The sequence below is a fragment of the Streptococcus sp. SR4 genome, assembly GCF_000517725.1.
GTDB classification, from domain to species: domain Bacteria; phylum Bacillota; class Bacilli; order Lactobacillales; family Streptococcaceae; genus Streptococcus; species Streptococcus salivarius_F.
The window spans coordinates 193,309-200,779 of record NZ_AZYW01000047.1; the positions used below are offsets into that span (position 1 = coordinate 193,309).

At 39.1% G+C, this 7,471-nt stretch carries 5 protein-coding genes; all 5 read left to right on the top strand.

The genetic code is table 11. The features are described from left to right. Window positions 1–214: 214 nt before the first annotated feature. The 5 genes from acnA (at window position 215) to ptsP (ending at window position 7,456) form a co-directional block, all read left to right on the top strand. Window positions 215–2,878, top strand: a complete 2,664-nt coding sequence (gene acnA / locus HMPREF1519_RS06425) for an aconitate hydratase AcnA (protein WP_037611524.1) — start codon at window positions 215–217, stop codon at window positions 2,876–2,878. A 1-nt stretch (window position 2,879) separates the two neighbouring features. Then, window positions 2,880–4,004, top strand: coding sequence for a citrate synthase (locus HMPREF1519_RS06430; protein WP_022496835.1), 1,125 nt, complete (start codon window positions 2,880–2,882; stop codon window positions 4,002–4,004). Between the two features lie 13 nt (window positions 4,005–4,017). Further along, on the top strand, window positions 4,018–5,193 hold the full coding sequence (icd, locus tag HMPREF1519_RS06435) for an NADP-dependent isocitrate dehydrogenase (RefSeq protein ID WP_037611526.1): 1,176 nt from the start codon (window positions 4,018–4,020) through the stop codon (window positions 5,191–5,193). 261 nt (window positions 5,194–5,454) lie between these two features. After that, complete coding sequence (locus tag HMPREF1519_RS06440) at window positions 5,455–5,718, top strand: phosphocarrier protein HPr (protein WP_002884015.1); 264 nt, start codon at window positions 5,455–5,457, stop codon at window positions 5,716–5,718. A 4-nt stretch (window positions 5,719–5,722) separates the two neighbouring features. Continuing rightward, entirely contained in the window at window positions 5,723–7,456 is a 1,734-nt protein-coding gene (ptsP, locus tag HMPREF1519_RS06445; protein WP_037611527.1) for a phosphoenolpyruvate--protein phosphotransferase, read from the top strand. The last annotated feature ends 15 nt before the right edge of the window (window positions 7,457–7,471 follow it).

Consider the following 7,471-nt stretch of genomic DNA (forward strand, 5'->3'; position numbering starts at 1 on the left):
TTGTGTTTAGTATTAAAACACAACCCTATATCTTGTGTTTTAAAGGCTTTTTTAAGTTTCCTAAATTAAATAGGATTTGTTTATGGAATTGACTAAAAAAGAAATATCTCACCACTGATGTTATATAATATAACATCAAAATGCCAATTCTATTTGTTTTTTCCAAAAAAACAGTGTAGAATAAAGAAAATTTTTAACTAATGGAGGTTCAAGTATGCAAGAATACTGTTCAAATCTAACTGTAAATGGTAAGACATTCTCTTTCTATGATCTCGAAAAAGCAGCAAAATCTCATGATGTTAAGGTCGGAGAACTACCTTATACCATTCGAATACTACTTGAAAGTCTCCTCCGAAAAAAAGATGGCGTCGATGTTAAGAAATCTCACGTTTCTGACCTGATGAAATTTCCGAATTTTCCGACAGTTTCCGAAGTGCCTTTTAAACCAAGTCGTGTTATCTTACAAGATTTTACAGGAGTTCCTGTTGTTGTTGATTTAGCTTCAATGCGTGATGCTATAGTGGCTAATGGTGGTAAAGCCGAATTTATTAATCCCGAGATTCCAGTAGATTTGGTCATCGACCACTCTGTCCAAGTAGATTCATATGGATGTGATACTGCTCTTGAAGATAATATCAATCTAGAGTTTAAACGTAATAACGAGCGCTATGAATTTCTTAAGTGGGCTGAACAGTCTTTTGAAAATTATCGTGCGGTTCCACCAGCAACAGGGATTATTCACCAGGTTAATATTGAATTTTTGAGCGATGTTATTATTGAAAAAGATGGGTTACTCTATCCTGATTCTATGTTTGGTACAGATAGTCACACGACTATGATTAATGGTATTGGCGTTCTTGGTTGGGGTGTTGGCGGCATTGAAGCTGAAGCAGCTATGCTCGGTGAAGCATCTTATTTCCCAATTCCAGAGGTTATTGGTGTACATCTGACAGGAGAGTTGCCTAAAATTGCAACGGCAACAGATTTGGCTCTCAAGATTACTCAGGTGCTTCGTTCTGAAAATGTGGTTGGTAAATTTGTTGAGTACTTTGGACCTGGTTTGAAGAGTTTATCTCTAGCTGACCGTGCCACAGTCGCTAATATGGCACCAGAATATGGTGCGACTTGTGGTTATTTTCCTATTGATGACGAGACTCTTAACTACATGCGTTTAACTAACCGTGATGAGGAACATATCCAAGTCACTGAAGCCTATACGAAAGCCAATCATCTTTTCTATGATCCAAGTAAAGAAGCCAAGTATACTAAGATTGTTGAAATTGATTTGTCATCTATTAAACCTTCTATCTCAGGTCCTAAACGTCCACAAGATTTGATTCTCTTATCAGATGCTAAGCAAGAATTCCAGGATGCAGTGGTACGAGAAGCAGGTGTCCGTGGCTTTGGTTTGGATAAGGAAGAGTTAGCAAAAACTGCAAAAGTTGACTTTGAGGATCATTCAGAAACAATTCAAACAGGTCATGTGGCCATTGCAGCTATCACATCATGTACCAATACTTCAAATCCTTACGTTCTTATGGCAGCCGGTCTTTTAGCTAAAAAAGCGGTTGAGAAAGGATTAAAAGTATCTCCAACAGTGAAGACATCTTTGGCACCAGGTTCTAAGGTTGTTACTGGTTATCTCAAAGCTTCAGGCTTGCAAACCTATCTAGATAAGCTTGGCTTTAACTTGGTAGGTTACGGTTGCACAACTTGTATTGGGAACTCAGGAGACTTACGACCTGAGGTGGCTAAGGCTATTGTAGACACTGATTTATTAGCGAGTGCTGTTTTGTCAGGAAATCGTAATTTTGAAGGGCGTATTAATCCACTTGTTAAAGCGAATTTCTTGGCTAGCCCACCATTGGTTGTTGCTTATGCCTTGGCAGGTAACACGAATATTGATTTGACAACTGAACCTTTAGGTTTTGATGACAATGGTCAAGCTGTTTATTTAGAAGAGATTATGCCATCTCGTGAAGAAATTGAGACTTATGTTGATAAATACGTCACCCGTCAACTCTTCCAAGATGAATATGCCAGTGTCTTTTCTGATAGTGAGAAGTGGAATGCCATTCCTACTGAACAAAGTCAAAATTATAAATGGAATCAAAACTCTACCTATATTCAAAACCCACCTTACTTTGATGCTTTAGGAGATGATTTGAGCATTAAACCATTGAAAGATTTGAAGGTTTTGGCTAAATTCGGAGATACGGTAACAACAGACCATATTTCTCCAGCGGGTAATATTGCCAGAAATAGTCCAGCAGCTCGTTATTTGACTGAGAATGGTGTTGATTATCAAGAATTCAATTCTTATGGTAGCCGTCGTGGAAATCACGAAGTCATGATGCGAGGAACCTTTGCTAATATTCGAATCAAGAATGAGCTAGCAGATGGAAAAATTGGTGGATATACTAAATATGATGGTGATATTCTACCTATATATGATGCTGCTATGAAATATAAGGAAGCTAATCAAGATACGCTTGTAATTGCCGGTAAGGATTATGGTATGGGCTCAAGTCGTGACTGGGCGGCTAAAGGTGCTAATCTTCTTGGTGTAAAAGTAGTGCTTGCTGAGAGTTTTGAGCGTATTCACCGTTCAAATCTCGTTATGATGGGGATTTTACCAGTCCAATTTATGGAAGGAGAAAATGCTGAAAGTCTTGGATTGACAGGACAGGAGACCTTTAGCTTTGACCTTTCAGAGAATCCAGGTGTCCATGATGTTATCACTGTTACAGCTTCAACACCTGAACAAACCAAAACTTTTAAAGCCTTGGTACGCTTCGATGCAGATGCTGATATTCGCTACTATAAAAATGGTGGTATCTTGCCAATGGTTGTAAGAAAAAAATTGAAGGGAGCCTAATATGACAACAGTTGAAATTAATGGACTTAAGGATATGATTGCCTGTAATACTAGGATTTCATCTATTATCGATGACCATTTATCGTATTCGGGATATGATATTTCCGAGTTTATGGAAAATAAAGCGTCTTTTGAGGAAGTGATTTATCTCTTGTGGAATGGTCATCTTCCTACGCAAATGGAACTTAAGTATTTTGAAGCTGAGTTGCGTAAGAACTATGATATTTCTGATGCTGTAGAACAATGCATTCTTATCCAGTCTCGTCCACATTTGCACCCAATGAGTGTTTTACGTTCAACAGTCTCCCTTCTTGGGGTTTACAATGTGGACGCCGAGGAAAGATCCATGGAGGCAATTTATCAGCAAAGTATTGAACTGATGGCTAAATTGCCTACAATTATTACGACTTTTGCACGCTTACGTACTGGTAAAATGCCCCTCAAACCAAGAGAAGATTTAGGTTTTGCTGCTAATTTTCTCTACATGCTGAATGGTGTTGAACCTTCTGAAATTGAAATTGAAGCTATGAATAAGGCTTTAATTCTTCATGCTGATCATGAGTTGAATGCCTCAACTTTTGCAGCGCGTGTTTGTGCTTCAACCCTGACAGATATCTATTCTTGTGTTACAACAGCTATTGGTGCTCTAAAAGGTCCCTTGCATGGTGGTGCTAATGAACGCGTCTTTGATATGCTTAAAGAAATCCGTGAATCTGGTGATGTTAATGCTTACTTGCAGGAAAAACTAGACTCTAAAGAGAAAATCATGGGATTTGGACACCGTGTATACAAGAAACAGGATCCTCGTGAAATTTTCTTAAGAGATATGGCTAAAAAGTTGACAGAGGGTACTGAGAATGAAGAATTCTTTAACATGTCTCAAGAAATTGAAGAATTCATGAAAGAAAAGAAGGGATTGATTCCCAATGTGGACTTCTATTCAGCCACCGTATACCATACTCTAGGAATCGACAGTGATATCTTCACACTTATCTTTGCTATGAGTCGTGTTGCCGGCTGGATTGCTCATATTCAAGAGCAGCAAAAAAATAACAAATTGATTCGTCCACGCTCACAGTACATCGGACAAGAAAATATGACCTATATTCCTTTAGAAAAACGCTAGGGAGGAAAGCTATATGGCAGAAAAAATCGTAATGAAAAATGGACAGCTTCAAGTTTCTAATCGTCCAATTATCCCTTTTATTGAAGGGGATGGTGTTGGACATGATATCTGGAAGAATGCCCAAGCAATCTTTGATAAAGCAGTAGAAGTAGCCTATGAAGGAAAGCGTCATATTGAGTGGCAAGAGCTTTTAGCCGGTAAAAAGGCTTATGACAAAACAGGTGAATGGTTGCCGAAAGAAACTTTGGAAGCTATTCGAGAAAGTTTAGTAGCTATTAAGGGACCGCTTGAGACGCCAGTAGGTGGTGGTATTCGTTCTTTAAATGTAGCTTTACGTCAAGAACTTGATCTCTATGCTTGTGTTAGACCTGTTCGTTACTTTGACGGAGTAGCAAGCCCACTTAAGGAACCAGAAAAAACAAATATTACTATCTTCCGTGAAAATACCGAAGATATTTATGCGGGGATTGAATGGGAAGAAGGAACGGCAGATGTCAAGCGCGTGATTGAGTTTCTCCAGACAGAAATGAATGTTAATAAAATTCGCTTCCCAGAATCAAGTAGTATCGGAATCAAGCCAATTTCAATAGAAGGAAGTAAACGTCTCATTCGCTCGGCTATCGACTATGCTCTCAAGAACAATCTAAAGAAAGTGACATTGGTTCATAAAGGGAATATTCAAAAATTCACAGAAGGTGGCTTCCGTAAATGGGGTTATGAAGTAGCTCAGGAAGACTATAAAGAAGAATTGCTGGCTGGTCGTTTAGAGATTAATGATATAATCGCTGATAACTTTCTCCAACAGATTCTTTTTAATCCAGAAAAATTTGATGTTGTTGCCTTAACCAACTTGAATGGTGATTATGCCAGTGATGCCTTGGCTGCACAAGTTGGTGGTATCGGCATCTCCCCTGGAGCCAACATTAACTATCAAACAGGCCATGCTATTTTTGAAGCAACACATGGAACAGCTCCGGATATTGCAGATCAAGATAAGGCTAATCCTTGCTCAGTTTTATTATCTGGCTGCATGCTTCTAGATTATATTGGTTGGACTGAGGCAGCTCTACTGATTACAAGTGCTATTGAGAAGACATTTAAAGCTGATATCTTTACAGCTGACTTAGCATTTGGGAAACAAGCTTATTCAACGAGTGCATTTAGCAATCAAATTCTTTCAATTATGTGATTGTTTTTGCTCGAAAATGAAAATTAACGATTGAAAACACCATGAAAGAAATTTTCTGAAAATGTTGTAAATAACTAGAGACTAGTATTTGCTTATGTTTTGAAAAATGAAAATGAGCAGTAAAATGAGAGACAAGCTTTCGAAAAACTTGTAGAAAGTACGTTTTAACCTTGATAATCTCAATTAGCTATGTTATAATTCTAAATTGTAAGGGTTATCATTGATAACTCAAATATTCCAAACTAAGAAGGAGAATCCATTATGGCTTCTAAAGATTTCCACATTGTTGCAGAAACAGGTATCCACGCACGTCCAGCTACTTTGCTTGTTCAAACAGCTAGCAAATTTGCTTCAGATATCACTCTTGACTACAAAGGTAAAGCAGTTAACCTTAAATCAATCATGGGTGTTATGAGCCTTGGTGTTGGTCAAGGTGCTGACGTAACTATCTCTGCAGAAGGTGCTGATGCTGATGATGCAATCGCAGCAATCGCAGAAACAATGACAAAAGAAGGATTGGCATAAGAATATGACAGAAATGCTTAAAGGAATCGCAGCATCTGATGGTGTTGCAGTTGCTAAGGCATATCTGCTTGTTCAACCGGACTTGTCATTTGAAACTGTAACAGTTGAAGATACAAGTGCAGAAGAGGCTCGTCTAGATGCTGCTCTAGCGGCGTCACAAGACGAGCTTTCTGTTATCCGTGAAAAAGCAGTTGAAAGCCTTGGTGAAGAAGCGGCAGCCGTTTTTGATGCTCACTTGATGGTTCTTGCTGACCCAGAAATGACTGGTCAAATTAAAGAAACTATCCGTGCTAAACAAGTTAATGCTGAAGCTGCTTTGACAGAAGTAACAGGCATGTTTATCGCTATTTTTGAAGGTATGGAAGACAACCCATACATGCAAGAACGTGCAGCGGATATTCGTGACGTTACAAAACGTGTGCTTGCTAACTTGCTTGGTAAGAAATTGCCTAACCCAGCAACAATCAACGAAGAATCAATCGTTGTTGCTCATGACTTGACACCATCTGATACAGCTCAGTTGAACAAAAAGTACGTAAAAGCCTTTGTTACTAACATCGGTGGACGTACAAGTCACTCAGCTATCATGGCGCGTACACTTGAAATCGCAGCTGTTCTTGGAACAAATAACATCACAGAACTTGTCAAAGATGGTGATGTTTTGGCTGTTTCAGGTATTACTGGTGAAGTTGTTATCAACCCAACTGAAGAGCAAATTGCTGAGTTCAAAGCAGCTGGTGAAGCTTACGCTAAACAAAAAGCTGAATGGGCTCTCCTTAAAGATGCTCAAACAGTTACTGCTGATGGAAAACATTTCGAATTGGCTGCTAACATCGGTACACCTAAAGACGTTGAAGGTGTAAATGATAACGGTGCAGAAGCTGTTGGTCTCTATCGTACAGAATTCTTGTATATGGATTCTCAAGACTTCCCAACTGAAGATGACCAATATGAAGCTTACAAAGCAGTTCTTGAAGGTATGAACGGTAAACCTGTTGTCGTTCGTACAATGGATATCGGTGGGGATAAAGAACTCCCTTACTTCGATCTTCCTAAAGAAATGAACCCATTCTTGGGTTACCGTGCTTTGCGTATTTCTATCTCTGAAACTGGTAACCAAATGTTCCGTACACAATTGCGTGCGTTGCTTCGTGCATCTGTTCACGGTAAATTGCGTATCATGTTCCCAATGGTTGCTTTGTTGACTGAGTTCCGTACTGCTAAAGGTATTCTTGAAGAAGAAAAAGCTAAATTGGTTGCTGAAGGTGTTGCCGTTGCAGATGATATCGAAGTAGGTATCATGATTGAAATCCCTGCTGCAGCTATGCTTGCTGACCAATTTGCTAAAGAAGTTGATTTCTTCTCAATTGGTACAAACGACCTTATCCAATACACTATGGCTGCTGACCGTATGAACGAACAAGTTTCATACCTTTACCAACCATATAACCCATCAATCCTTCGTTTGATTAACAATGTTATCAAAGCGGCTCATGCTGAAGGTAAATGGGCTGGTATGTGTGGTGAAATGGCCGGTGACCAAACTGCTGTTCCACTTCTTGTCGGAATGGGCTTGGATGAGTTCTCAATGTCAGCGACATCTGTTCTTCGTACACGTAGCTTGATGAAGAAACTTGACACAGCTAAAATGGAAGAATACGCTAACCGTGCGCTTACTGAATGTTCAACAATGGAAGAAGTTCTTGAACTTTCAAAAGAATACGTTAACGTAGACTAATCATAAAAAGGGCTC

Bases quoted from the DNA above. Each gene is read 5' to 3' on its own strand.
- acnA (WP_037611524.1), top strand. From the start codon at position 215: ATGCAAGAATACTGTTCAAATCTAACTGTAAATGGTAAGACATTCTCT.
- HMPREF1519_RS06430 (WP_022496835.1), top strand. From the start codon at position 2,880: ATGACAACAGTTGAAATTAATGGACTTAAGGATATGATTGCCTGTAAT.
- icd (WP_037611526.1), top strand. From the start codon at position 4,018: ATGGCAGAAAAAATCGTAATGAAAAATGGACAGCTTCAAGTTTCTAAT.
- HMPREF1519_RS06440 (WP_002884015.1), top strand. From the start codon at position 5,455: ATGGCTTCTAAAGATTTCCACATTGTTGCAGAAACAGGTATCCACGCA.
- ptsP (WP_037611527.1), top strand. From the start codon at position 5,723: ATGACAGAAATGCTTAAAGGAATCGCAGCATCTGATGGTGTTGCAGTT.